Genomic DNA, 23,395 nt, shown 5'->3' with positions numbered 1-23,395 from the left:
GCATCTAAGCGTGAAGCCCCCCTCAAGATGAGATTTCCCAGTATGTAAGACCCCTTGAAGACGACGAGGTAGATAGGTTGGAGGTGGAAGTGCAGCAATGCATGGAGCTGACCAATACTAATCGGTCGAGGGCTTAACCTAACAGCCCCACAAAGTGAAGAAGAAGCTGACGAAGTGGATTCCGAGTACTTTGCGGGGGCCCCAGAAAATCTAGAACACAAATTTCGTTTCGATCCAGTTTTCAGGGAGCAAGACTTGAATGGAGACGGCCCAAGCGACCGAATCAAAGAGAGATTGCTTTCAGCATTTGGCGATGCTGAAACCTGAATATGCATTTGCACCGCAGATGCCCGTTTGGTGGCGATGGCGGAGGGGTTCCACGCGTACCCATCCCGAACACGACCGTTAAGCCCTCCAGCGCCGATGGTACTTGGACCGAAGGGTCCTGGGAGAGTAGGACGCCGCCAAGCACTGAAGACCACTGCTGATTAGTCAGCAGTGGTCTTTTTGCATGAGAAATATCTGGCTCAATAAAAGTTACCATTTGGTATTCTAAGTTAGCTGTCCTGCAGCCGGAACTCGGAGGGCGTCATTCCCGTTTCTTCTTTAAATAGTCTATAAAAATAATGCGTGCTCCCGTATCCGAGCCGTCCGGCAATCATCTGGGCCGATTCACCGGCCAGCAGCAGTTGCTTGGCCAGGCGCAGACGCTGCTCCATCATGTAAGTTTTTGGCGCTGTACCGAGCGCCAATTTGAATAACTCGGTGAAGTAGGCCGTCTGGTAGCCGCATGCCCGGGCCAGTTCGGACACCGGCCATACCCGGCCCGGCTGCTGCTCCAGCAGCTCCAGGGCTGGTGCTATTTTGCAGCGGGATTCCGGCTGCCGCTCCGCTTGAAGATGCCGGAGCAGCGCAGTCAGCAGAATGCTCATCCGGCCGCGCAGGGCAACCTCGTAACCGGCCAGTTGCTGCCGGTATTCCTCCACCAGCTGCGATAGAGGCTCTTCGAGCTGAGGTGCCCTTGTGCTGAAGGGCAGCTTCAAATCGGCGGCGGCATAACCGATTTCAAGCACCGCAGGCTCCTGCTCCATATGCTCAAGACCGCAGTACACCATGCGCGGCGACGGGTGTACTGGCTCTGGAGACTCGCGGTCCCAGTCGAAATGTATACTGTAATACTCAAACATGTCGCCGGGAAGGCTGCCCAGCATCATCGGGGTTCCCCCGCCATAAAGGCCGATGTCCCCCGCGCGCAGCTCAAAAGTCTGGAGACCAAGACGCAGCTCAGCTATGCCAGACAGGATGTAGATCAGATGGAAATCAGGGATGATCCGCGGCCCCCAGCCGTATCCCGGCACGGACGCTGTTCTTCCAGCGAAATTCACAGCCGGCCGCAGCCTGTTGAACTCTCCTACATGCAGTGCACGCATTCGTGACGCCTCCTCCGCAATCTATAATCTATCATAATGAATATCCGGCAAAACTGCACGGATAACCAAAGAAAGTGCAGTTACAGCAAGGCGGCGGATTGATATATTGACATTCATGGGCAATGTTCAAATCTATCCGACGGAGAGTGACACGCATGACACATCAATCTGACTATATTCATCCGCCTGCTGCCTTTCGCATTCAGCCGTTCTGGTTCTGGAACGGGGAGATGGATGACCGGGAAATCGAGCGGCAGATTACGGAAATGGCCGATAAAGGCTTAGGCGGCTTCTTTATCTGTCCGCGCCAGGGGCTGCAAATCCCGTATTTGTCGGAAAGCTGGTTTGGTAAGGTCCGTTACGCGGTGGATCTGGCCGCCCGGCATGGTCTGGAGGTATGGCTATACGATGAGTATCCGTATCCCAGCGGCATTGCCGGCGGCGAAGTGCTGCTCCGGCATCCCGATGCAAAGCACAAGCTGCTGGAGCACCGCTCGGCAAGCGTAACTGGCAACGGCAGCGTGGAACTGGACCTGCCTTGGGGAAACGTATTGTACGCCAAGGCGGTCCCGGTCTGCCCCGGAACGGGACAGAAGGAGTGGCAGTCGGCCGTAGACATCGCCGAATACATCGGCAACGTGCAAGTCGAACAGGTATTTCAGAAGACGGGGCTGACGGCTTATAACAATAAGCGGTTCTTCACCTACCATCCGCAGAAGCGGCTGTGCTGGCAAGCCCCGGCGGACAGCAGAGAATGGGAGCTTCTTATCTTCATCGAAGAAGAGGTGAAGGACTTCAAATACTACGGCACTTTCGTCGATCCCCTGCATAAAGAGGCAATGGCGACCTTTATTGATTTGACCCACCAGAAGTATGCCGAGGCCCTTGGAGACCGGATGGCGGATACCGTCAAGGGGATGTTTACCGACGAAATCGGACTGCTCGGGCACATTCCCTGGTCCCCGGTCATTGCCGGATATATGCAGGAGCAGTATGGCATTGACCTGCATGCGGAGCTGCCATCTCTGCTCTATGATACAGGGGAGGCGGCGCCTGCCCTCCGCTACCGGTTCTTCCAGTCGGTACACGAGCTGCTGCGGGACCACTACCATCTGCAGGTGCATGACTGGTGTGAACAGCGCGGTCTGAGGTATATTGCCGAGGTGCCCTCCGTCCGCATGTCAACCCAGCGCTACAGCCATATACCGGGACTTGACAGCGCCCACGAGAAGCTCGGGCGGACACTGGAATGGATACTCGACCGGTATGCGCAGAGCTTCCGCTACAATCCGAAAATGATGACCTCACTCGCCCGCCAGCTGGACCGTGAGCGGGTGCTGGTGGAATGCTTCCACAGCGTCGGCTGGTCGATGACGCTGCAGGACGCCAAATGGATGATCGACCGGCTTGCCGCGCTGGGCGTGAATATGTATAACTTTCACGCCTTCTATTACACAGCAGACGGATTAACCAAGCATGACGCCCCGCCGTCACAGTTCCTCCAGAATCCGTATTGGCAGCATTTCAAGCTGCTGGGCGATTACACGGGAAGGCTCGCCGCCCTGATGAGTCAGGGGCGGATGCTGACCGAGCTGGCTGTGCTGCACCCGACGGCGACGATCTGGAGCCATATGGGTAACCCGTTTCATGAATTCCGCTACTGCGGTGAAGACGAGGCCGAGGCTGCCCGGCTGGAGCGGATCAAAGAGGACTGGCATGCGATATGCAAGCTGCTGACCCGGGGACAGCGGGATTACGATCACCTGGATACGGAAATCCTGTGCGAAGCGCGGGTAGACGAGGGAAGGATCGTCACCGGGCAGGCCGCGTACAGCGTGCTGATCATTCCTCCGGTTACGGCGCTGGAGCCTGAGGCCTGGGAAGCCATTCGACGCTTTGCAGATGGGGGCGGGACGGTGATCGCAATCGGCCTGCTGCCGTATCAGCAGCTTGACGGAAACGGGAACGTGGAGGAAGCCGCCGCAGCCTGGTTCGGCGCGGACGGTTATTCCCGCGGGACGTACTGGAATCATACGGCCAAGGGCGAAGGCCCGGTCCGGGTATCCGGGCGGAGCACCGGCAAGGGACGGGCCTGCTTTATACAGACCGGAAGCGGGATATTGGACGGCGCTATGGAAGCGGAGCTCCTGCGCATCATTGAACAGGCGGCCCCAGCACAGTTCAGGCTGGAGAGCGCCGGGATTCCGGTCGACCATGCTTTCCTGATTCAGCACCGGGAGCTGAACGAAAATGAGGAATTGCTGTTCATCAGCAACCAGGAGGGCGGCAGCCACAGCACGGCGCTGGTATATCAAGGTGAGCTGTGCGCGGAGGGCGAAACCCTGTGTGCAGAACTGTTAGATCTGACGGCCGGGCATGCGCACACTTTAAATATTGCTGACAAGGAAGACCCTGGCATCGCAGTTTCGCTGGCATTTGCCCCGTACGAGTCCCATGCCGTACGAATCTTCCGGCGTCCGGCAGGCCAGACCTCTCCAGTAGCAGAGATTACGCAGCCCCGCGCCGTACTCACGCTCGATTGCCTTGCTGACTGGGGGCTAGAGGCACTGTCCGAGAATATGCTCAGGCTTGGCGAGTTCGCCTTGAGCGTAAATGGAGAACCGGCCGGACGCGTCAGTGTCCAGGCCAAGACCTTCATTGATCAGGCTGCCGATCTCGCGGAGCGGGGAGAACGCTTGCCCATCCGGCTCAGCCAGGAGTTCGGCATCCCGATGGAGCTGCAGCTGAGCTATCCGGCGCGGCTCAGTTATGAGAGGGAATTCGTAGTCGAGCAGGTGCCGCAGGTCTGCAAGCTGCTGATGGAACGCGGCGCTATAGCCGGCGGTTACACCATTTACATCAACGGTCACGCGCTGCGGCAGGAGCAGTTCTCTGCGGAATTTTACTATGATTACTTAAATCAGACCTGCGATATTCTGCCCTACATCCTCACCGGCCGCAACCTGCTGCAGGTAGAAGTTGAGATTAACCGGGACTGGGAAGGTCTCGTCAGTCCGCTCTATCTGGCCGGGGATTTCGGCGTTGAAGGATCAGTGTTACCTGAAACAGGGCATACGAAGCAACGAATTACCGCCAAGCCTGCCAGCGGCAAGGTATGGGGAGCGGCGCAGGCGGGATATCCGTATTTTGCCGGAGTACTCAGCTTACGGCAGAACCTGAATCTGAAGCAGGCGCCGCCGGAAGAGGAGTTCGAGCTCGCTTTTGACAATTGGGACCCGGAATTTCATGACTGCATGGAAGTGATGGTGAACGGAACAAGCCTGGGCGTATGCGCCTGGTCTCCGTACCGCTGGAGCGGCAGCTCCTCTATCTTGAGGGCGGGTGACAACCGGGTGGAGGTCCGCATTACAAATACGTTGATCGGTATGCTGGAAGGCAAGCAATTCGACTACGCCGGGCACCGGCTGTACGACATCTGAAGGTGATAGGAACGGAGCAGCTTTCCTGCGGGAGAGTTGCTTTTTGGCACGGGGATCAGCTTATTCGTAAATTGCCCGCGCTTCCGGCCGTATGATATTCTTGGAAAGAATATTGAAGGGAGTAGAGACGATGGATCTGCGGTTGAAATTCGATGAAGATGCAGGTAACTATGATGCCTTGCGCCCGACCTATACGAAGCCGTTGTTTGACGAAATTATAGCGTATTCTGCGCTGAATGAATCCAAGAGAGCACTGGAGATCGGGATTGGAACGGGACAGGCGACATTGCCGATTCTGGATACGGGATGCGGGGTAACCGCTGTTGAGCTGGGAGAGAACCTGGCTGGCTATGTAGAGCGTAAGTTTGCAGCTTTTGCCGGATTTCGGGTGATTCATACGAGTTTCGAGAGCTTCCCAGGGGTTGAAGGCACTTATGATCTGATTTATGCGGCAACGGCCTTTCATTGGCTGGAGCAAGATAGCGGTTTGCGAAAAATACACAGCTTGCTGAAGCCGGGAGGCAGCATCGCCTTATTCTGGAACCATCCGTTTGTCGGCCGCGATGAGGATGAGCTGCATCAGGAAATTCGCAGAATCTATCTGAAATACAAGCCTTCCGACCGGATACCGGTGGCGTTCAGTGTGGATCAATGCCGGAAATATGAAGAGGCGCTGGAGAGGCATGGATTTAGCGATACTGTCTCGAAAATATACTACAGCACACGGATACTTCCAAGCCAGCAATACATCTCACTGTTAAATACATATTCCGATCACCGGGCGCTGCCGCAGGAAATCAAGCCCCTCCTGGAGACGGAGATAGCGACTGCTATAGGTAGGCTTGGCGGGGAATTGCGGATCTACGATACGATGGATTTGTATTTGGCGAGAAAGCTGTAATCCCTTGCCGATATGGGATAAGCGTTCCGGCCGGGGCAGGCTTAGTTGCACTTTGTACAACTAAAGTTCCCCTAATGTGCACTGAAACGGATATAGCTGCACTTTGTACATCTATACCCGGCGATTGTTGGTTTTTCAGCGAATCCATCAGATTATAGTTGTATAGAATGCAGCTATTCCGAATTAAGAGGCAGATTTGTCCGGAATAATTGTACAAAATACAGTTAACCCACCAATGAGCATATCGTTGGCTCGTCTCCTCAACATAAAGACGGTTCCCCCGCACAGTGCAGAAGAACCGTCTTATATTGTCGGCTGCTTTGGCCGAAAGGGTTATTGGTCACAGATCCTGCCCTACAGACCCTGGCCTACAGATACTCGCAGCTAAAGTCGGAGAATTCGGCCGTCGAGCCTTCTCCGGTGGCATACAGTCCGATTACCACGCCGGTGAAGCCGCCGGCAACCTCGGACGAGAGGTAACGGGTCTGCGCCGTTCCCAGTAGGACCTCGCCCGCTTCGGACTGAAGGCAGAAGCTGTAGCGTTCATTTGCGGACTTAATCACCAGTGTAGCCTCATTAACGTCTCCCAGATCCACTTCATGCTCCACGGACTTGATATCTCCGATATTCAGCCGCTCAATCACCTTGTATCCCTGACCCGCTGTAGTGATCGCCAGGTCATAATGGTGGTTCTCATCCATATACAGCGTGATTCCCGCTTCCCCGCCGTCAAGGCGTACCTTGCTGGAAATGACTGCATTGAAATCCCGCTGCCGGATGCCGATAAAGGTCGGCGATGCCGGAACGTCGAGCGTCACTTCCGTTCCTTTCAGCTTAAGGCTGTCCTCACCCAGCACATAATTCGCAGCGTCCGGATGGCGAAGATAGCACCAGTCTAAACTCCAGTCTGTGTTCCCGAATGTGTAGAGCTTCTTCTCCTGCTGAATGACGCTTTCCGGAATCCGGTCGGTCTCAAAGCTCATCAGTGTAGTGCCGTTGTGCCCTGCCGTGAACCAGCCGTCCTCGCCGAAGGTTACCGGAGTCAGGAATACCTCGCGTCCCAGATGGTGATACGTCAGCCATTGCCCGGTTTGCCGGAAGCCGAGATGGAAGATCCACCAGTTGCCGCTCTCATCCTGAACGAGATCGCCGTGGCCGACGCCCTGCAGCTCATACCCGCCCAGGTTCCGGTTGGTCAGCACAGGATTGTGCGGATAAGGCTCGAACGGGCCGGTAACCGCTTCTCCGCGTGCGTAGGTCACCATATGGCCATACTCGGTTCCGCCCTCTGCCGCCATCAGGTAGTAGAGGCCATTGATATGGTACATGTGGGGACTCTCCAGATAACGTCCGCCTGAACCCTGCCAAATAGAGCGGCTTGGACTCAGCTTGCTGCCGGTGGCAATATCAATCTGGCATTGCACGACACCGCCGATACCGAAATCATCGGTCCCGTTGCTCATAAAGAAGGTCTTCCCGTCTTCAAAATACAGATCCGGATCGATCCCTCCCTGGTCCACGTAGACCGGTTCGGACCATTCGCCATAAATGTCGTCGGTCCAGATATAGAAGTTCTGGCGGGTGGTATCATTAGTTGTGACCATGTAGAAACGTCCGTCGTTATGCCGGATTGTCGGGGCGAACACGCCGCCGGAGCTGCCGACGGTACCGAGCTGAACCTGGCTTTCACGGGTCAGACAGTGGCCGATTTGCGTCCAGTTGAGCAGATCCTTGCTCTCAAACAACGGAACGCCCGGGAAAAATTGAAAGGAGCTGCACACCATATAGTAGGTGCCGTCTACCTTAATGACACTGGGATCGGGATAAAAGCCTTTAACGACCGGGTTATTGTATTTCATATAAACCATCCTTTAATTGAATTTATATATGTGTGAATCCATTCTATAATGTTTCTAAGCAAATTAAACACCATAGCTATAAAAGTTGCAATGGAGCGGGGTTGTAAGTTAGATGTAAATCCATTAAATTAATATAAATATGATTTCAACTTTGAATCCGGGAGATAATAGCATGATCAAAGCAAACGGGGCACCGAAATTCATGCCGCTGTACGAGGCACTGGCCAGTGAGGTCAGATGGCGGATCATGGATCTGCTGGCCGGCGGCGAAATGAACGTTAAAGATCTTGCACACCAGCTGGGGCTTAGCCCATCCATCGTCACCATGCACATCCGGAAGCTTGAAGACGCCGGACTGACCGGGAGCCGCCGGGCGCGGCTGCATGGAGGAACACATAAGCTGTGCTTCCTCAAGCAGAGAGCCATTGAAATCGAGCTGCCTTCCGCCGGCAGGGCCGCGAAGACCAGCGAGCAGAGCATCTCTGTCGGGCATTATACCGCATTCGAGGTTCATCCCACCTGCGGGCTGGGCACGCAAGAGAAGGAGATCGGCGTCTGGGACGACCCGCGCTATTTTCTCGACCCCGAGCGGGTTCACGCGGCCATCCTGTGGTTCGGGTGGGGCTACGTTGAATATAAGATGCCCAACTATTTGCCGGCCGACCAATCGGCGGCGGCTCTGGAAATCTCCATGGAGCTGGCCTCGGAAGCGCCCGGTCTCCGGGATGACTGGCCTTCGGATATCGGCTTTACCTTCAATGGTGTGTTCCTGGGCTCCTGGACCAGCCCTGCGGATTTCGGCCGGGCGGCGCGGGGCAAATATACGCCGCAGTGGTGGCACCGGAATGTGAACCAATACGGACTGCTCAAGACCATCCGCATCGACGCTACCGGGACCTATATGGATGGAGAATGGATGTCGCAGGCGACAATTAGCGACCTTAAGCTGCAGGAGCCGTTCTGGACGCTGCGCTTCTCGGTGGATGAGCATGCCGCCAACGTCGGCGGATTGACGCTGTATGGTGCCGGATTCGGCAACCATGACCAGGATATTGTCGTCCGGGTCCGGCTGGGCGGCTAACTTTCGCCTGCATAGGTATATTGCTCCCAAGGCGGGTAATAAATAACAACGCCATAGTTTACCAAAAGGGAGGGCAATATATGAAGCGGAAATTGCTGCTGACCGGCGCATCAGGCATCATCGGGAATACAATCTATAAGGGTCTGAAGGAAGACGGCAGGTATGATCTGACCGGCGCGGACATTCAGGCGGATGAAGACCAGGGTATCGTGCAGCTTGACATTGCCGATGAGAAACGGCTGAACGAACTGACCCGGGGAATCGACACGGTGCTGCATTTTGCCTGGATGAAGGACAATGATGATTTTCTGGGCAAAGTGCTCGATGGTAATGTGAGCGGTGCCTACAAACTGCTGGAGGCAGCGGTGGAGAATGGAGTGCGGCGCGTCATCTTCGCCAGCTCCAACCATGCGATGGGCTATTACAAGACGGACGAGACGCCGGGCCCGATGGACCCTTACCGTCCGGACAGCTTTTATGGGCTCAGCAAGTGTTACATTGAACTGCTCGGACGTCTGTACTCCGACCAAGGCAAAATTTCCTCCATCAATATCCGCATCGGCAACTTCCCGGGCGATGACCGCCCCCATTCCGAGCGGGCCGGGCATATCTGGATTTCCGAGCGCGACATGCTGCAGCTGGTAGTCTGCTGTATTGAAGCCGATGACAAGATGACCTATCTGAATTTGTACGGCACCTCCGCCAATAGCGACAATTACTACAACATAGATTATCTGGAGGAGCTCATCGGATACAAGCCGCAGGATGACGCAACCGCGCTGCTGGAACAGGCGAAGGCCGCAGGAGTCAAGGTGCGCCAGGATGAGACGGAGTATCAGGGCGGGCAGAAAGCGTAGAGGAGAAAGCTGTAACAGCGAATAGCGTGAAATGAAGGTTGTTTCAAGCGCGGCGTGGCTGCTTGGGACAGCCTTTTTCATGCAAGATGGCTTATGCAGTTAGAGTCTCAGGTAGCAATATAAGCGGCATTCCGGCAGATTTGGCGATGAAACGCGGAGAAATACCGGCGGTATTGTGCTATTTTTAGGGATAGCTTAACCAGAGACCAGCTTCACCGATGAAGGAGGATCATTACTATGCCGGACTTGGAATTTGGCTGCGCGTTTGCGCCTGATCTCCAGTGTAAATATGATATGGCGAAGGGATACGGCTACTCCGCTGCTCCCGAACCCTCAAGAAATGAGGATTTAGAGGATTCCTGGCCCGGGGATTATTACATCCCTGCTGTCCCTTCCCTGCTGATTGATGTGCCCAAGGGGAATTACCGGGTGACGCTGACGCTGGGAGCGCCGGACCGTGAAGCGGTAACGACGGTGAAGGAGGGGCTTGGCCATCTGCGGCTGTACGAATGGAGCACCGTGGCCGGTGAGAGTGTGAAGAAGACCTTCGATGTGCATGTAAATGACGGTCAAATGAAGCTTGCCTTCGGCGGCGCGGCACCTGCCGTGCAATATGTGGAGGTCAAGCGGCTGGCAAGCATTGCCACTGTATTTCTGGCCGGAGATTCAACCGTTACCGACCAGCCATCGGGACAATTCCCCTATACGGGCTGGGGGCAAATGCTCGGCCTGTTCCTGAACACCGGGGTGGCCCTGGACAACCATGCCCGCAGCGGCCGCAGCAGCAAGAGCTTCATCGACGAGAACCGCCTGAACCGGATCGCCAAAAGACTGCGCAAGGGCGATTGCCTGCTCATCCAGTTCGCCCACAACGATGAGAAGGATAATGAGGGCGGGACGCTGCCGTTCACGACCTATCAGGCTTACCTGCAGAGATACATTGACCTTGCCCGGGATCATGAGGCTTATCCGGTGCTGATCGCTCCGATGCACCGCCGCTTCTTCGAGGAGGACGGAACCATCCGCAATACCCACGGCGACTACATCGAAGCCATGCGCCAACTGGCCGAACGGGAGAAGGTACCGTTCGTTGACTTGGCTGCGTTAAGCAAAGCCTATTACGAAAAGCTTGGGGTGGAGCGGACCAAAGAGGTCCTGCTATGGGCAAGGCCGGGGCAATACCCGTGCCTGCCGGAGGGCGCCGAGGACAACACCCATTTCTCGGAACGGGGTGCGGTCGAGATCGCCCGGCTGGTGGCCAGGGGGCTGGTGGAAGCCCGGGTGGAGCCGCTCTGGCAGCATGTGCACACGGGAGAGGAAACGGGAGCTGCAGAGGCGTTGATTTAATGTGGGAAGGGCAAAAGGAGACTGTCTTATAAAGGATGAGCCAATTCTTTCCTGACCTTGCGGCCGGGTTATACGTACAGTACACTTTCTTTATCCCGGACGTTCTCCGGCTGCGGCCGGAGGGACTTCAAAACAAAGGAAGTGTGCAGATGGATTTCGAAACGGCCATGCAGGAACTCGAGGCGCTTGGCAAGGAACGGACCAAGAAGATCTATATGTCGAACGGCGCGCATGAGCCGCTATTCGGCGTGGCGACCGGCGCGATGAAGCCGATCTTTAAGCGGACCGGCATCAGTCAGCAGCTTGCCGAGCAGCTGTATGCTACGGGGAACTACGATGCCATGTATTTTGCCGGAATTATTGCCGACCCTAACGGCATGACGGAAGCGGATTATGACCGCTGGATGGATGACGCTTACTTCTATATGCTGTCCGATTTCGTCGTTGCTGTGACCCTGGCTGAAGCGGAGATTGCGCAGCAGGTGGCCGACAAATGGATCGCCAGCGGGGAAGAGCTGCGGATGTCGGGCGGCTGGAGCTGCTACTGCTGGCTGCTTGGCAACCGGCCGGACCATGAGTTCGACAAGGACAAGCTGGCTGGCATGCTGGATATTGTGAAGCAAACCATCCACACCTCGCCGGAGCGGACCCAGTATTCCATGAACAATTTCCTGTATACGGTGGCGGTGTCTTACACGCCGCTTCATGAGCAGGCAGCCGCAACAGCCCAGGAGGTGGGTCCGGTTGAGGTTGGCCGGGACAAGCCCAAGGGGAGCAAGCATATCTATGCTTACGACAATATCCGGAAGGCTGTGGACAAAGGCCAGCTCGGGTTTAAGCGCAGACATGTGAGATGCTGACAATCAAGCCTATTGGATACAAAAGAACCAGCAGCCCCATATGGGCTGCTGGTTCTTTTGAGTTACAGCGGAGTGCCGTTATTCTTCCGGCTGTTCAAACCACAACAGGTCTTTGCAATCGACCTCCCCGTTGTAGTTGATCAGGATCTCTTCGCCTTCCTTAATGTCAGTATAGGCGTAAAAGTCAAAGGTATGGTTGTCGAAATTAATTTCATAGACGGCATTGGGTTCCGAGGAGGAGTGGTTGAACAGACTGCCGTATCCGAGCAGGATAGCGGTATGGTTGGCACCGTACTCAAAGACATAATCGGCCAGAATGGTCTTCTCGATATGCTCATGCTCCTCATTCTCGTATGGAACAACGGGGGCTTCATGGATAAGCTCTCCCTTGGCGATGTCCCGGGTGGCGAATACGCCGCGAGTAAATTCCCCTTTGCTTCTTGCAGAGTGCATTACCTTAATCATTGATGTTCACCGCTAACCCTTTCCATGTTCTGCGTTCGCATCATTGTAACCCGGGAGAGGGAAAAGGGCAAGGGCGAGTGTCTCTAAAGCATTTTCATCACTGTGTCCTATTGAAAGGGGGAAGTAGATCTAAAGGGTGGCAATATCTCACAGACAGGGCCATAATGTTGGTATATGTTGGGACCAGCGGCCGGCCGGAACAGTAATATCACAACGCTGCAAAAAAGGAGGCTGCACTCTATGATTTTGATTGGCGGTTTTATACTGATATTATGCTTGATGCTGCTGTGCATCTTCGTCCTGAAGGCGGAGGAGAAGCTCAAGGCGTTATCTCTTGCGGCAGCATTTCTGTTTGCCCTCAATTCCATAGTTGCATTGTTCAGCTATATCCCAACCTTGCATGGAGCCACTGAGGTCTCCTATCTGTACGTGTTCAGCTTAAGCGATGACCAGTTAACTTTTATCTTGAAAAGCTCGCTCCTGATCTCGCTGGTTTCATTTACCGTCTTTGCTTATCAGGCGTATTACAAAAGAGACTGAGTAATTTATTTGGAAGAAAGGGTGAGGGAGCATGGCCGGACAGACACGCAGAACAAAGCGTGTGCTATGGAGCTTCGCCGGTGTGATTGCAGCAGCAGCCCTGTTATATGGGCTTGCCTATGTGAATGATATGCCAGGGGGGCTGCTCGACAGGCGGATGTCGCGGGCACTGGGGCAAGAGGTGACGCTGCGCATTCCGCTGGCCCGCACCCCCGAGGAAGCCCTTCAGAAGTTCCGCAATTTCACCACCATGCAGATTGTCCATGAGGAGCCGGTAAAGGGAGGGAAGCTTCTTTTTATCAAAAGATTCTATGAATCCGAGGGAGATGATCTGCAGGTTGAATATGTGCGCCGGACGTGGCTGGGCTGGAAATGGGCTTGGGGCGGCGGCTACAGCATCGGCAAATCTCCGTCACAAGAGAAGATTGTCATGCAATACTTTAGTATGCCGAAGGCGAGCAAGTACGCTGCTCCCTTTCCGCTGGTGACAGGGGAACTGCTGGATGACTCCATTCAGAAGGTTACCGTAAGGGTTAAAGGTCAGGGCAGCTATACCGCTGAAATGGCCGATACGGGACCGGAGCACGGAATCTGGTTCGTGCAGCTCCCGGCCGGAGAATTCACGCCATTCGAGATCGAAGCTTATGATCAGGCTGGCAGTTTAATTGCCCGGCAGACGGTTGAAGATCCGCACGGCTACGGCTCGATTGAACGGAAATGAACGGAGGTATAACCCTTGTTTCGGCGAAAAGCCCGGTTTTGTCAGCTGAACAGACAAAACCGGGCTATTATCTCCCATCAGATCAGCACATATGTTGCCCGCAGGGGTCCGTGAACGCCGACGACAAGCTGCATCTCGATATCGGCCGAGTTGGACGGCCCGGAAATCAGGTTGATGCACGAGCCCATGGGCTCCCCGGCCATCACCCGGCGGTTCAAGTCCGCCGCCGCCTGCGTGGAGCGCGGCACAATTCTTGAGCGCTCGATGACGGCGATGTAGTGCCCGGTCAGAAAATGGAAGGCCCGTCCCTGATCCGGGCGACTCTCCACGACGATGGTGCCGGACTCGGCCAACGCATAGTCGGCGAAGACGACGGCGGTACCAGCCGCAGCGGCGCGGCGGATGTTCTCATCGCGTCCCGCAGCCGCTTCCCAGAGGAGCCGGCCCGAGAACTCCAGGCCATACTCCGCGAAGCGCGGGTCGGCGGAGGTCAGGACCGGCCCGCCGCCGTTCGCTTCGAGCAGATCATTCAGCGTCTGCTGCAGAATCTCCGGACTCGATTCAATCACCTGGGTATGGATGAAGAAGCACTGCTCCTTCAGGATGTCGACAAGCTCTTCAGTCGCGGGAGTATCCTTGCGACCGGGCAGAGCCAGCTTCGGCCGCTCCACTTGATGTACCCGTTCACGCCCCAGCTTGGCGGCAATATGATCCAGAAAGGCTTCCTTGTTGTTGTTTGCGTGGATAGGCTGCTGCATGCTCAATTCCCGCTCCCTCCCTTACGGTTCTCCATCCAGCTGCGGAAGCTGTCCTTCTGACGCACGGGTTGCGGCAGATCTCTGGCGCTTGTCCAGCCGCGGACGATTGCCGGTCCGCGCACAATCCGCCCCCGGCTGCTGATCATGCGGCTGCCCGGGTTCGCCAGGCGCAGCACCTTGCCGAACAGGGAAGGGGAGGACAGCACCCGGGCCGCCGTCTTCATCTGCAGCCGGTCGGCGGTGCCCGTCCGGCCTTGCTCCACGATCTTCTGGCGGTGGAGGATGAGCTGCTCATGCAGCGGGATCTTGACCGGGCAGACATCGGTACAGGCGGCACAGAGGCTGGAGGCGTAAGGCAGCTCCTTGTAGTCGTCGTAACCGCCCAGGAGCGGTGTAATCACCGCGCCAATCGGCCCCGGATAGATCGAGCCGTAGGAATGGCCGCCGATGTGACGGTAGACCGGGCAGACATTGAGGCAGGCGCCGCAGCGGATGCACTGCAGGGCATCGTTAAATTCGCTGCCGAGAATGTCGGAGCGGCCGTTGTCCACCACGACCAGGTGGAAATCCTCGGGGCCGTCCGCTTCTCCGGGCGCCGAAGGGCCCATGACCGTGATATAGCTGGTCAGCTTCTGCCCGACGGCGCTCCGGCAGAGCAGATTATCGAGTACCTCCATTTCCTCCAGGCTCGGTACGATGCGTTCCATCCCCATGACGGCGATGTGCGTCTTCGGTATCGCAGCGGTCAGGTCACCGTTGCCTTCGTTGGTGACCAGATTGATTGCCCCCAGATTGGCGACGGCAAAATTGCAGCCGGTAATGCCGATGTCGGCCTCCAGGAATTTCTGTCTCAGCACCTCCCGTGCGAAGCGGGCCAGATTCTCCGGCGTTTCGTCCCCCTGATACCCGAGCCGCTCGGCGAAGACCCGGCGGATCTGCTTCCGGTCCTTGTGCAGCGCAGGCGCCACAATATGCGACGGCGCTTCCCAGTCGTCCACCTGCAGAATGTACTCTCCAAGGTCTGTCTCTGTCACCTCGCAGCCCATCTCCAGCAGCACATGATTCAGCTCGATCTCTTCCGTGACCATGGATTTGGATTTCACGATCCGCTTCGCGTTCTTCTGCTCCACAATGCGGCCGATATAGGCGCTCGCTTCTTCCTTGGTGCGGGCAAAATATATCTTTCCTCCGCGCCGATCAATGTTCCGGGCCAGCTCCTCCAGATAATAATCCAGATGCTTTAAGGTATGCTGGCGGATCTGCTGGCCTGCCTTCCGCCACTCCTCCCATTCGCCCAGCGCGGTGGCCGCGCTCAGACGCCGCGTCTTCAAGCTGTCCTGGGCCGAGCTGACCGCACTGCGCATGAACGGGTTGTCGATGCCCTCGGCGGTCCGCTCGCTGAACTTGCGGTTATCGGTTTGCAGGCTCATAGGCTTCTTCCTCCTTGTGCCGCCGGTACGCAGTTCAGCACCTCGGCGATATGCATGACCCGGATGGACTGGCCATTCCGGGAGAGACGGCCGCCGATGTTCATCAGGCAGCCCATGTCTGCGCTGATCAGAATATCTGCGCCCGTCTCGGCGACACAGGCGCATTTCTCGTCGACCATCTGCGCGGAAATCTCCGGCATCTTCACCGAGAAGGTGCCGCCGAACCCGCAGCAGTTGTCGCTGTTCTTCAGCGGCTCCAGCCGCAGGCCATCGACCTGCTCCAGCAGCCGGAAGGGTGTTTCTTTCTCGCCCAGCAGCCGGGTCATGTGGCAGGAGCGGTGATAGGTCGCAATGCCTTCCAGATGGGCGCCGACATCCGTGATGCCAAGCACATGCACAATAAACTGCGTCAGCTCGAACGATTTATTTTTTAGAGAAATCGCTTTCAATTCCCATTGCGGATCGCCCTTGAACACTGCCGGGTATTCATGAAACATGGCGATGCAGGAGCCTGAAGGGCCTACCACATAATCGGAATGCTCGAAGGCGAGCATCATATTCTTCATCGCAAGCTTGGAGTCTTCCAGATAGCCGCTGTTATAAGTAGGCTGCCCGCAGCAGACCTGCGAAGCCGGAAAGTCGATTTCACAGCCCAGCCTCTCCAGCACTTCAACCATCGCTTTGCCTACATTCGGGAACATCAGGTCAACCAGACATGTCGAGAAAATGCTGACTTTCATCGGAATCCCTCCAACTTGGCATTTATATACCTCTGCAACTCTAGCTTAACTCAAATAGTCAATATAAAACAACACAAAAAAAGCTTATAAATGTGAATATTGTTGACAAAAAAGATTGATAACGTTTACAATAAATTGGGAAACGAACAATCGAACTTGGAGGGGAAGCGACAGTGGAACAGCATCTGATGTACATTAACGGCCAATTTACGGAGTCAGAAAGCAAGGAATGGATGGACGTAACAAATCCGGCAACGGATGAAGTGATTTCACAGGTTCCCAAAGCCACCAAAAGCGATGTCATCCGGGCCATTGATGCCGCAGAGGCGGCACAGTCTGCCTGGGAAGAAACACCGGCGGTTGAGCGCGGCAAGTTCTTGCATGCCATCGCAGACGGCATCCGCGCCGAGAGCGAAGCCATTGCCCGGCTGATTTCCGAAGAAGTAGGCAAGACCCTGGAGCTGTCTACCGTTGAAGTTAACTTTACCGCCGATTACATGGACTACATGGCAGAATGGGCCCGCCGCTATGAGGGGGAGATTGTTCAGAGTGACCGGGATAATGAGAATATTTTTGTATTTAAGCGTGCTATAGGCGTAACAACCGGGATTCTGCCGTGGAACTTCCCGTTCTTCCTGATCGCCCGCAAGATGGCGCCGGCCCTCATCACCGGCAACACGATTGTCGTGAAGCCGAGCGTTGAGTCACCGAACAATGCCATTGCTTTTACCAAGATCCTCGACAAAGTAGGGCTTCCTCCGGGTGTGTTCAATCTGGTAACCGGCAGAGGCGGAGAAGTTGGCAACGAATTGGCCAGCAATCCGAAGGTGGGCATGGTCAGCCTTACGGGCAGTGTCCCGGCAGGACAGAAGGTGATGGAGGCTGCGGCCGAGAACATCATCAAGGTGAGTCTGGAGCTCGGCGGCAAGGCGCCGGCGATTGTCATGGACGATGCCGACCTGAATCTGGCCGTCAAAGCGATTGTTGATTCTCGCGTCATCAATACAGGCCAGGTGTGTAATTGTGCGGAGCGCGTATATGTGCACGAGAACATCAAGGATGAGTTCACCAAGCGTCTGGTCGAAGCGATGCAGGCGGTTAAATACGGCGATCCGCTGAAGGAGACGGACATCCAGATGGGGCCGCTGATCAACAAGGCTGCGCAGGAATCGGTGCAGCAGAAGGTGGACCGTGCAGTACAGGAAGGAGCCAAGCTCGCCTGCGGCGGCAAGAAGGTTGACGGCGTAGGCGCCTTCTTCGAGCCGACCGTGCTGACCGATGCCACCAATGAGATGGAGATCGTGCAGGAGGAAATCTTTGGCCCCGTCATTCCGGTCATATCCTTCAAGACACTGGATGAGGCGATTGCCCTGGCCAACGACAGTGAGTTCGGGCTGACTTCGTCGCTCTACACGCAGAACCTGAACGTGGCGATGAAGGTCATCAAACGTCTGAAATACGGCGAAACCTACATCAACCGCGAGAATTTCGAGGCAATGCAAGGCTTCCACGCCGGCTGGCGCAAATCCGGAATCGGCGGCGCCGACGGCAAGCATGGCCTGAACGAATACCTGCAGACCCAGGTGGTGTACCTGCAATACGACAAGTCGGTTAACTGAGATTATGCAGGGCTAAGGCGATAAGAGAACTAATACAATTATAGTTTAAAAAAGAGGGGGCCTCCCGTCAGCCGTGAAACCGGCTGTTCGGGAAGGCCCCCTTGTTTAATGCCACTCAGGGCTGTCTGCCTGGGCCTGACACCCCTGGCACCCTGGCACCTCGTCGGCTGAAACTCTGCGCTCCGCATTTCTCGGCACCCTGTACCAGCAGCATTTAGCAACCCGGTACTGAGCGTCCTGCTATCCGCTGGTGGACCGCCCCGGTGACTCTGCCTAAACCGCCACACTAGTGGCTGATTGGACTAAGCCGCCTCAAGGTAGCGGCTGTTTGGACTAAGCCTGCATTAAGCGCCAGTACTTCTCTCTGACGCTTCCCTTCACTCCCCGAACTGCAGCTCCGGGTAGACCCAGGCATAGGAATGGTAGAAGCCGGTGTTCTGGTTGATCCCCCCGGTAACCGGGCGGTGCGGCGCAACGAACCGCTCATAGTCCGCCTTTCCGTAAATTTTGGACATGGCCTCGAATAAATCGAGCGGCCACGTGCCGCCGGAGAGGGAAGCGGGGAAGATCGGCTCCGGATCAAACGGCCAATCCTGCAGATGGCCGCCCCCGTAATGGAAGAACAGCTCCAGCGCGGTTTGCAGGCTTTTGCCGCCTGGGGTCACCCAGCGGAATAGATCCTCGCCTGTGGCGTCGAGAATCAGCTTGGCTGCGGCCGTTGCGGGAGCCAGTGCGAAGTAGTGGTACCATAAGGAGTGACGGCCCCTTTGGGTCTCCTCCGGAATGAAGCCTTCTATGGATAAAGAGGCTTCAAGCTGTTCCTTGAAGGCAGTCACTTCACCGGCGAAGCGCTCCGGCTCTTCCATGAACCGGAACAGTGCCAGCTGGGCATAAAGGCTCCAGTTCCACCAGTTATTCCGCAGCGGGATACCGTCCCATAAGGGCAGACACACAACGGTCAGCCAATCGGTGAACACCCGCTGCTCTGCCATACTCCAGCCGGGATATCCCTTGATCCACTCTGCCGCGCGGATCAGGCCCACCCCCAGATAAGCGGACACCAGCGGACCGTCGGCGCCGGCAATTTCGCGGTTGACTGCTGCCCAGTCCATCAGCACCGCTCTGGCGGTGTCTGCATAGGCGGATGTCCCCGTCAGCCGGTAGGCAAGTGCTGTTGTGTAAGCGGTCTTGACGTCAACTTCCATCAGCCGTTTAGCTGCTGTATGGCCGGCAGTATCCTGATAAAACCCCGGAATCTCCCATACCCAAACGGCATGGGCACCGGCGGACAAGCTTTCATCCGCTTCTTCAAGAAGGCGGTCAAGCGCAGTTATTGGCTCCATAAGCATCCGATCTGCCCTTCTGTTTGAGATTATGCACATTCCCATGGTACTGCATCACGCTTCCGGCTGCCTTGAAGAAAGCGACTATTATTAGCATAATAGCGACATCAGGGCGATGGGCAAAGGCAGTCCGTAGTCCAGCCAACCGCAACCCCTAATACACTCTCACTTCGATAATTTCCGCACACGGCGCTCCGTTCGTCGCTTCCACCGCTATCCGGATGCGCTCTGCAAGAATGGGCGACTCCAGGGTGTGCATCTGCTTCCGGCTGTAATTATCCTGCACTTCGTCAATGACTGTCCAGCCGCTGCCGCTCTGCACCTCAATCCGGTAGTTCTTCACCAATTCAGGGAGCACCTCATGTGGAGTGACATGATGGTGCAGATTAATCAGGTCTTCATTGACATCGTCATTGAAGATGATCTGCACGGAGCTAACCGTCACCGGCTGTTCCCAGTGCAGCTCTAGCCAGGCCGGAGCACCGGCGTCCAGCGGTGCAGACGACCAGAGGTGGGGTCCGCCGTACGGCCGCTTGTAGCCGTCAACGGCTTTGGCCGGCGACAAGGCTTCCGTCGGCGCCGATAAGCGGAAGCAAGGCAGCTTGCGCAGGAATGGGCCCATGCTCCACTGCATAACCGGCTGATTGCCCTCGTGATCCTCCATCCCGGCTTCCGCCCGGGGAGGGGCGCCTTTGCGGAAGGCCAGCACACCTGACTGGGATAAGCCGGATATATGAAGGGCAATCCCTTCATTGGCCTTGACCACCAAGAAGGCGTTCTGCGCCCGCTCCGGCGTCCAGACCAGCTCCAGCCTGGTCCAGGACATCTGCCCGGCGGCAACGGAAGCAGAAGCCGATGATATGAGGGTATGCGGCACATAGTTCTCGGGCCGCCCGGTATCCCACAGCTCTACTGTCAGCAGGGTGTCCTCATCAGCTTCAAGCAGCAGTTCCAGCCCGTTCAGCCCCGGGTCGGCAGGCACCAGCAGGCCAATATCCGTGTCCAGCTTGAACGTGCCGGCGGATTGTTCCACCGCCAGCCGGGTTAAGGTCCCGGAGGCCGTTACGGCAGCCCGGCGTGCCAGATCGGCGGGATCGCTGCTGCGCAGACCGATGACCGACGCATCCTGGCGCAGCAGGGTCTGCTGAAGCTCCTCCAGATGACGGTCATGCAGCTCGCGCGGGGAGAGTCCCTTCTGCACGCATAGCGCAGCTCCGGTGCCCGCCGCTTCGCCGATGACCGCGCAGGTCGCCATGACGCGCGTCGTGCCGAAGGCGATATGGCTGGCGCTGATATTCCGGCCGGCCATCAGCATATTCTTCACGTTGGCGGAATAGAGCGAGCGGAAGGGAATGTGGTAGATGCCGTCCGCATGCATATGCCTCGAGCCGCTCTCGGTGGAGTACATGCCCTGTGGCGGGTGCAGATCGATCGACCAGCCGCCGAAGGCGACGCGGTCCGCGAACTCGCGCTGGGCGAGAATATCGTTCTGGTTCAGCACATAATCGCCGGTGAACCGGCGGTACTCCCGCTTGCCGGGCAAGGAGCCGACCCATTCCAGGGTCAGATTGGCGGCGTCGAACCGGCCGGAATTCTTGATGTAGTCCCAGATGCCATAAATGACGGACCACAGCTCGTCGCGGATCAGTTCATTCTGATGTACAGTGTCCAGCTCACCGCCCCATTCAATCCACCAATACGAGCAGCCGTTGTCGCCGCTGCGGATGATCCGGCGTTCCGGAATCGCCGTGGCCGCAATGTCCTTCGCCAGACGCGGGGGAATATATTTGACCGGATGTCCAGCGTCTTTCGTATAGAAGAGCAGCGTACTGCCGAGCGTAATGTTGTCAGCAGCAAGCGGCGCCCACTCCTCCTGGTACTCTTCCCGGGCTTCGCGGCCGATCCGGTAGGCCGCCCCGGCCAGGAAGCCGATGAGCCCGTCTCCTGTGCAGTCCAGGAAGACCGGACTCTCGAAGCGGATACGCCGCTCCGAGCCCATCATCCAGCCGGTCACGGAGAGGATGGTCCGGTCATCAGCCGACCCATCAGCCTCGATTTCATGCACATCTGTGTTCAGATAGAGGCTGATATTCTGCTCTGCCCGGACCGCTTCGTGAACGACCATATCCCACAGATACGGGTTGCCGTCCGGATTGCGGTACTGATTCTCCAAGAACAGCTCGCCCATAATGCCGGTCTCACGCGCATAGCGGTGCGTGCCGTGGGCGGTCGCCCCGCATACCCATACGCGGACCTCGCTGCTGGAATTGCCCCCGAGGACGGGCCGGTTCTGCACCAGAGCCACCCTCCGGCCAAGTCTTGCGGCAGCAATGGCTGCACAGACGCCGGCCAATCCTCCCCCGACTACGGTGATATCGCTTACAACGGTTTCCTGTCTCATGGAACACGCCTCCATGTTTTAAAGTGTATATCTATAGTTTCATCTTAGAAAAATCTCTTTCCAAATGACATGCACCCTATTAGCATAAGATATATACTTTATTTCAACGGGGGTGTATGTAGATGGAACGTTCCTGGTCTGTTGAACCTATAGCGTATACGTACTGGAAGGCCAAGCCGCAATTCCTGCTGGACAGCGATACTTACCCCCACTGGACACTGTTTGCCGTGGAGGAAGGAAAGTTTCGTTATCATGTAGGGAACCGGGAAGGGGAGGCAGAATTCGGAGACCTTGTCTTGTGCCCGCCCGGAACCTTGTTCGGCCGCCGGACGCTGACTCCGCTTACCTTTCATTTCGTGCAATTTAATTGGGAGGAAGAGCCTGCAGCGGCAGAGCGGGAGCTGTTGACAGGGAGGCTGTCGGTCATTGACCGCTCCCGGCTGCATTCGACCTATACTTATATGCGGCAGTATGGCGAACACTGGCAGGAGATGCCGCCGGCTGACCGCGGGTTCCGCCATTTGCTGAACGATGTGTGGTGGCTCATCGAGCGTGAGTCCGGGGAGGCGCCGCCCGGAAGCTGGGGCGACACCGATCCGGCGATGCAGCATGCGCGCCAGTGGATGCTCGATCACGCGTATGCACCATTCTCCATGCGCACCCTGTCGGAGCTTGCGGGAATGACGCCGGTCCAATTTACCCGCCGCTTCCGCGCCGCATTCCTGATGAATCCTTCCGAATTCGTATCTGCGCTGCGAATCGAACGGGCCTGCAAGCTGCTTGGCGGGACCAGGCTGTCCCTGGACAGCATTGCGCAGCAGTGCGGGTATGAGAACGGCTTTTACTTAAGCCGGGTATTCCGTCAGAAGAAGGGGATGAATCCGTCCCAGTACCGGAAGCTGCATCAGGTGTAGCCTGCCTGTAACGGCGGAAGCTGCCTCCCTGAAATCCGGGACGATAGGTTTTGCGCCAAATGGGTAATATAACGTATGCGTTTGGATAAGCTAACCATAATCCGGAAGAAAAGAGGCGACAAGCATGTCTGCAACCAACCAAAGTCATCAGGAAGCCGTGGAGACCGTCAGAGACTTGATCAAGGGTATCGATACGGCGATGTTTACGACCATCTCGCCCGAAGGGCTGGTTTCCCGTCCGATGAAGACGCAGGAAGTTGAGTTTGACGGGGATTTATGGTTCCTGACCAAGAAGGATACCAGCAAATTTGATGAAATTCTGCACGATCCCCGGGTGAATGTAGTGTATGCCGATAAATCTTATGTTTCCATACGCGGTATGGCCAGGATCGTCAGTGATGTGGCCAAGAAGAAGGAGTTCTGGAATGCCGGGTATGAAGCGTTCCTGAAGACGACCTATGATGATCCGAATGTAATTCTGATCCAGGTGCATGCCGAATCGGCGGAATACTGGAAGAGCGGCAACCTGGCCGAGAAGGCGACCTATATGTTCAAGCGGCTGACCAATCAGGATACGGAGCAGTCGAATTTGAATCAGACCATCAAGCTGTAACGATATAAGGATGCCAGGAAGCCTGTCGGGACTTGTCTCGGCAGGCTTTTTGATCTGTGAAGAAGAGAAGCTTGAA

The 23,395-nt window shown here is 56.3% G+C and carries 19 protein-coding genes and 2 rRNA genes; 13 read left to right on the top strand and 8 right to left on the bottom strand.

All coding sequences use genetic code 11. The features are described from left to right. Together F1379_RS24900 and rrf are read left to right on the top strand one after the other, a co-directional pair. Positions 1–141 (top strand): 23S ribosomal RNA (locus F1379_RS24900); the annotation flags it as partial. Between the two features lie 212 nt (positions 142–353). Next, positions 354–470 (top strand): 5S ribosomal RNA (gene rrf / locus F1379_RS24895). An 87-nt stretch (positions 471–557) separates the two neighbouring features. On the opposite strand, the gene F1379_RS24890 is transcribed toward rrf, so the two are convergent. Continuing rightward, positions 558–1,430, bottom strand: a complete 873-nt coding sequence (locus F1379_RS24890; protein ID WP_150275139.1) for a helix-turn-helix transcriptional regulator — start codon at positions 1,428–1,430, stop codon at positions 558–560. Positions 1,431–1,585: 155 nt separating this feature from the next. On the opposite strand from F1379_RS24890, the gene F1379_RS24885 reads away from it, so the two are divergent. Both F1379_RS24885 and F1379_RS24880 read left to right on the top strand, forming a co-directional pair. Further along, complete coding sequence (locus F1379_RS24885) at positions 1,586–4,870, top strand: glycosyl hydrolase family 2 protein (RefSeq protein WP_150275137.1); 3,285 nt, start codon at positions 1,586–1,588, stop codon at positions 4,868–4,870. Positions 4,871–5,000: 130 nt separating this feature from the next. After that, positions 5,001–5,771: a class I SAM-dependent methyltransferase gene (locus F1379_RS24880; protein ID WP_150275135.1), complete on the top strand. Its 771-nt coding sequence runs from the start codon at positions 5,001–5,003 to the stop codon at positions 5,769–5,771. 368 nt (positions 5,772–6,139) lie between these two features. Here the strand turns inward: F1379_RS24880 and F1379_RS24875 are convergent, their stop codons facing one another. Further along, positions 6,140–7,630, bottom strand: coding sequence for a glycoside hydrolase family 43 protein (locus F1379_RS24875; RefSeq protein WP_150275133.1), 1,491 nt, complete (start codon positions 7,628–7,630; stop codon positions 6,140–6,142). Between the two features lie 172 nt (positions 7,631–7,802). Between F1379_RS24875 and F1379_RS24870 the strand changes: the two genes are divergently transcribed. From F1379_RS24870 to F1379_RS24855, 4 genes are all read left to right on the top strand, one after another. Beyond that, complete coding sequence (locus tag F1379_RS24870) at positions 7,803–8,711, top strand: ArsR/SmtB family transcription factor (RefSeq protein ID WP_150275131.1); 909 nt, start codon at positions 7,803–7,805, stop codon at positions 8,709–8,711. Between the two features lie 80 nt (positions 8,712–8,791). Further along, the gene (locus F1379_RS24865) at positions 8,792–9,568 is read left to right on the top strand and encodes an NAD-dependent epimerase/dehydratase family protein (RefSeq protein ID WP_150275129.1); all 777 of its coding nucleotides are present in this window, start codon (positions 8,792–8,794) and stop codon (positions 9,566–9,568) included. 237 nt (positions 9,569–9,805) lie between these two features. Further along, entirely contained in the window at positions 9,806–10,915 is a 1,110-nt protein-coding gene (locus F1379_RS24860; protein ID WP_150275127.1) for a rhamnogalacturonan acetylesterase, read from the top strand. A gap of 149 nt (positions 10,916–11,064) precedes the next feature. Beyond that, positions 11,065–11,775 (top strand): DNA alkylation repair protein, encoded by a 711-nt coding sequence (locus F1379_RS24855; protein ID WP_150275164.1) that lies wholly within the window; start codon positions 11,065–11,067, stop codon positions 11,773–11,775. 78 nt (positions 11,776–11,853) lie between these two features. Here the strand turns inward: F1379_RS24855 and F1379_RS24850 are convergent, their stop codons facing one another. Then, positions 11,854–12,240 (bottom strand): SET domain-containing protein, encoded by a 387-nt coding sequence (locus tag F1379_RS24850; protein WP_150275125.1) that lies wholly within the window; start codon positions 12,238–12,240, stop codon positions 11,854–11,856. A 240-nt stretch (positions 12,241–12,480) separates the two neighbouring features. Here F1379_RS24850 and F1379_RS24845 point away from each other — a divergent pair, with 240 nt between their 5' ends. Both F1379_RS24845 and F1379_RS24840 read left to right on the top strand, forming a co-directional pair. Next, on the top strand, positions 12,481–12,780 hold the full coding sequence (locus tag F1379_RS24845; RefSeq protein WP_150275122.1) for a hypothetical protein: 300 nt from the start codon (positions 12,481–12,483) through the stop codon (positions 12,778–12,780). 31 nt (positions 12,781–12,811) lie between these two features. Next, positions 12,812–13,501 carry a hypothetical protein gene (locus F1379_RS24840; RefSeq protein WP_150275120.1) on the top strand — a complete coding sequence of 230 codons (690 nt, stop codon included), beginning with the start codon at positions 12,812–12,814 and terminating at the stop codon, positions 13,499–13,501. 77 nt (positions 13,502–13,578) lie between these two features. Here the strand turns inward: F1379_RS24840 and F1379_RS24835 are convergent, their stop codons facing one another. The 3 genes from F1379_RS24835 to F1379_RS24825 are packed head-to-tail and all read right to left on the bottom strand — an operon-like array spanning position 13,579 to position 16,429. After that, positions 13,579–14,259, bottom strand: a complete 681-nt coding sequence (locus F1379_RS24835) for a LutC/YkgG family protein (protein WP_150275161.1) — start codon at positions 14,257–14,259, stop codon at positions 13,579–13,581. Between the two features lie 2 nt (positions 14,260–14,261). After that, positions 14,262–15,689: a LutB/LldF family L-lactate oxidation iron-sulfur protein gene (locus F1379_RS24830; RefSeq protein ID WP_150275118.1), complete on the bottom strand. Its 1,428-nt coding sequence runs from the start codon at positions 15,687–15,689 to the stop codon at positions 14,262–14,264. Continuing rightward, a complete protein-coding gene (locus F1379_RS24825) occupies positions 15,686–16,429 on the bottom strand; it encodes a (Fe-S)-binding protein (RefSeq protein WP_150275116.1) in 744 nt (247 codons plus the stop codon). Before F1379_RS24825 ends, F1379_RS24830 begins: the two co-directional genes overlap by 4 nt. Before the next feature lie 173 nt (positions 16,430–16,602). On the opposite strand from F1379_RS24825, the gene aldA reads away from it, so the two are divergent. Further along, the gene (gene aldA, locus F1379_RS24820; RefSeq protein WP_275262656.1) at positions 16,603–18,048 is read left to right on the top strand and encodes an aldehyde dehydrogenase; all 1,446 of its coding nucleotides are present in this window, start codon (positions 16,603–16,605) and stop codon (positions 18,046–18,048) included. Positions 18,049–18,425: 377 nt separating this feature from the next. Here the strand turns inward: aldA and F1379_RS24815 are convergent, their stop codons facing one another. After that, on the bottom strand, positions 18,426–19,391 hold the full coding sequence (locus F1379_RS24815; RefSeq protein WP_162551280.1) for an alginate lyase family protein: 966 nt from the start codon (positions 19,389–19,391) through the stop codon (positions 18,426–18,428). Between the two features lie 154 nt (positions 19,392–19,545). Further along, on the bottom strand, positions 19,546–21,792 hold the full coding sequence (locus F1379_RS24810; protein WP_150275112.1) for an FAD-dependent oxidoreductase: 2,247 nt from the start codon (positions 21,790–21,792) through the stop codon (positions 19,546–19,548). Positions 21,793–21,914: 122 nt separating this feature from the next. Between F1379_RS24810 and F1379_RS24805 the strand changes: the two genes are divergently transcribed. Next, entirely contained in the window at positions 21,915–22,706 is a 792-nt protein-coding gene (locus tag F1379_RS24805; RefSeq protein ID WP_150275110.1) for an AraC family transcriptional regulator, read from the top strand. Between the two features lie 124 nt (positions 22,707–22,830). Then, on the top strand, positions 22,831–23,319 hold the full coding sequence (locus F1379_RS24800; protein ID WP_150275107.1) for a pyridoxamine 5'-phosphate oxidase family protein: 489 nt from the start codon (positions 22,831–22,833) through the stop codon (positions 23,317–23,319). The last annotated feature ends 76 nt before the right edge of the window (positions 23,320–23,395 follow it).

Source organism: Paenibacillus tepidiphilus (assembly GCF_008635795.1).
GTDB classification, from domain to species: domain Bacteria; phylum Bacillota; class Bacilli; order Paenibacillales; family Paenibacillaceae; genus Paenibacillus_AQ; species Paenibacillus_AQ tepidiphilus.
The sequence above is the reverse complement of the archived record's forward strand: the minus strand, read 5'-3'. Positions and strand labels throughout refer to the sequence as shown.

Coding starts and splice junctions, on each gene's coding strand:
- F1379_RS24890 (WP_150275139.1), bottom strand. CDS start 1,430: ATGCGTGCACTGCATGTAGGAGAGTTCAACAGGCTGCGGCCGGCTGTG.
- F1379_RS24885 (WP_150275137.1), top strand. CDS start 1,586: ATGACACATCAATCTGACTATATTCATCCGCCTGCTGCCTTTCGCATT.
- F1379_RS24880 (WP_150275135.1), top strand. CDS start 5,001: ATGGATCTGCGGTTGAAATTCGATGAAGATGCAGGTAACTATGATGCC.
- F1379_RS24875 (WP_150275133.1), bottom strand. CDS start 7,630: ATGAAATACAATAACCCGGTCGTTAAAGGCTTTTATCCCGATCCCAGT.
- F1379_RS24870 (WP_150275131.1), top strand. CDS start 7,803: ATGATCAAAGCAAACGGGGCACCGAAATTCATGCCGCTGTACGAGGCA.
- F1379_RS24865 (WP_150275129.1), top strand. CDS start 8,792: ATGAAGCGGAAATTGCTGCTGACCGGCGCATCAGGCATCATCGGGAAT.
- F1379_RS24860 (WP_150275127.1), top strand. CDS start 9,806: ATGCCGGACTTGGAATTTGGCTGCGCGTTTGCGCCTGATCTCCAGTGT.
- F1379_RS24855 (WP_150275164.1), top strand. CDS start 11,065: ATGGATTTCGAAACGGCCATGCAGGAACTCGAGGCGCTTGGCAAGGAA.
- F1379_RS24850 (WP_150275125.1), bottom strand. CDS start 12,240: ATGATTAAGGTAATGCACTCTGCAAGAAGCAAAGGGGAATTTACTCGC.
- F1379_RS24845 (WP_150275122.1), top strand. CDS start 12,481: ATGATTTTGATTGGCGGTTTTATACTGATATTATGCTTGATGCTGCTG.
- F1379_RS24840 (WP_150275120.1), top strand. CDS start 12,812: ATGGCCGGACAGACACGCAGAACAAAGCGTGTGCTATGGAGCTTCGCC.
- F1379_RS24835 (WP_150275161.1), bottom strand. CDS start 14,259: ATGCAGCAGCCTATCCACGCAAACAACAACAAGGAAGCCTTTCTGGAT.
- F1379_RS24830 (WP_150275118.1), bottom strand. CDS start 15,689: ATGAGCCTGCAAACCGATAACCGCAAGTTCAGCGAGCGGACCGCCGAG.
- F1379_RS24825 (WP_150275116.1), bottom strand. CDS start 16,429: ATGAAAGTCAGCATTTTCTCGACATGTCTGGTTGACCTGATGTTCCCG.
- F1379_RS24815 (WP_162551280.1), bottom strand. CDS start 19,391: ATGGAGCCAATAACTGCGCTTGACCGCCTTCTTGAAGAAGCGGATGAA.
- F1379_RS24810 (WP_150275112.1), bottom strand. CDS start 21,792: ATGAGACAGGAAACCGTTGTAAGCGATATCACCGTAGTCGGGGGAGGA.
- F1379_RS24805 (WP_150275110.1), top strand. CDS start 21,915: ATGGAACGTTCCTGGTCTGTTGAACCTATAGCGTATACGTACTGGAAG.
- F1379_RS24800 (WP_150275107.1), top strand. CDS start 22,831: ATGTCTGCAACCAACCAAAGTCATCAGGAAGCCGTGGAGACCGTCAGA.